Source organism: Okeania sp. SIO2F4 (assembly GCF_010672385.1).
Taxonomy (GTDB): domain Bacteria; phylum Cyanobacteriota; class Cyanobacteriia; order Cyanobacteriales; family Microcoleaceae; genus Trichodesmium.
In genome coordinates this window covers 1-1,862 of sequence record NZ_JAAHGT010001302.1, presented here as the reverse complement: position 1 = coordinate 1,862, position 1,862 = coordinate 1, and the positions used below count along the sequence as shown (strand labels likewise).

Here is a 1,862-nt window from a genome sequence, read left to right as displayed (position 1 = left end):
TGGGGGGGGGAAAGAATCCCCCATTATACACCTTGAATAAGCTGACTGCTGTTAGCGTTAGCGAAGCTCCTCTGTAAGAGGCAGCTCCTCTGAAAGAGGCTAGCTGAGTGCTGAGTGCTACTTCAATTATTAATTAAATAATTCAGCTTTATTAGCCTCCCCTTTAAAGGGGAAAAAGGGGTCGAGGGATAGCGAGGTCTCCTCGCTTGCCTCCAATCGACCAAGAGAAAAGTGCTCTTGAATTTCCTGATATTCAATTCCCTCACGGTTTTAACCAGAGGTAATTATCCATTATCCATTAATGAATTATATTCATCCTTTGATTCAGCAATGCCAATTTAAGGTTGTGCAAGAGAATTTGATACTGGCAACTATAGAAGAGCTACTCTAAGTAGGTAGTACATTAAACTCTTAAGTTTAATTATGAGGTAAGCAGTTTCTGATGATAAAATTCTGATTAGGCAAACATCAATCAATATTAACGAAATAATGTCAAATCAGCCCTGTTTTTGGTCTCCTCCAGATTTATCGAAAGCTGCTTTTGTCGCAGATAACGCTACAGTTATGGGCAAAGTAGAAGTAGGCATAGGAGCTAGTATTTGGTATGGAGCTGTAGTCCGGGGGGATGTGGAAAAAATTATTATTGGAGACCATAGCAATGTCCAAGATGGGGCAGTCCTTCATGGAGACCCTGGGATACCAACTGTGTTAGAAGATTGTGTAACGGTTGGACATCAAGCTGTGATTCACTCAGCTTATATAGAAAGAGGTTGTTTAATTGGGATTGGAGCTGTAATTTTGAATGGTGTACGAGTAGGAGCGGGTAGTATGATTGGAGCTGGTTCGATTGTTACGAAGGATGTACCGCCTTCATCTCTGGTGGTGGGAGTACCTGCAAAAAAAGTTCGGGAGCTTTCGGAACAAGAAACTGCTGATTTGCTTGAACATGCTGAACGTTATGAAAAGTTAGCTTTGGTTCATGATGGCAAAGGAACTGATATTGGGTTTACAAAGTAAATAGGATTTACGCACAGACCATGTATGTAGTGTTAAAAACTATAGCGCTACAGTTTTTGTACTCTATATATAGTACCTATGCGTAAGTCCCGATCGAGTCAAAAGTCAAAAGTCAAAAGTTGATTTAAGGAAATATCAATAATTAATCTTTTTCCTAATCAAGTCAAAAGTTTAAACTTAAAAGTCAAAAGTCATATAAGTAAAGGTTAACATAAAATTCAAATTGCGATACATTAGAAAATAAAGAAAAATACTTTTAAATCTTGAGGAGGAGAATAAATGGATTTTGACTTTCGCTTGTTAATCGTTCTATTTCCGATACTTGCTGCTGGTGGTTGGGCTGTATTCAATATTGGTGTTCTGGCTCTCCAACAACTTCAAAAGTTCTTAAATAAGGAAGCCTAAAGTAAGTATAATATATTTATTTAAGTGCCGACTGTTATCTAACTAGAAGAAACAGTCGGCATTTTATTGCTAATATAACAGTTTTCCACAATTTGGAGGTACAAAGTTCTGGGGAAGTAGTGAGCAGAGAGCAGGGAAGAAGAAATAGAGATAATCTTTAAGTGTACCTCACTATCCTGAAAAATGCTGTATCATGTCTGTTTGAATACCCACAATTGACATCCTCCCGACGCTGCACTTGCGTGACAGCGCGGGATTCCTAACCATCACTGATTAGGGTTTTCTGCTGCCTCTTGCAGAGGAGCTGCGCTAACAATGCACCAGCCTCCAAGGCCCTTCCCTCTTTTCGGTCTTACGGTCGCTCCACAGACAAGCCAGCGCGGTCTTGGGGGTCTCCCCCATGAGCGACTGGCGCTGACACTGCTAGCCCAGCAGCCTCT

The 1,862-nt window shown here is 40.5% G+C and carries 2 protein-coding genes; both read left to right on the top strand.

What is annotated here, in order from left to right:
- Nucleotides 1–489: 489 nt before the first annotated feature.
- Nucleotides 490–1,017 (top strand): gamma carbonic anhydrase family protein, encoded by a 528-nt coding sequence (locus tag F6K22_RS39865; RefSeq protein ID WP_293110596.1) that lies wholly within the window; start codon nucleotides 490–492, stop codon nucleotides 1,015–1,017.
- 279 nt (nucleotides 1,018–1,296) lie between these two features.
- A complete protein-coding gene (locus F6K22_RS39860) occupies nucleotides 1,297–1,422 on the top strand; it encodes a photosystem II protein Y (protein ID WP_293110594.1) in 126 nt (41 codons plus the stop codon).
- The last annotated feature ends 440 nt before the right edge of the window (nucleotides 1,423–1,862 follow it).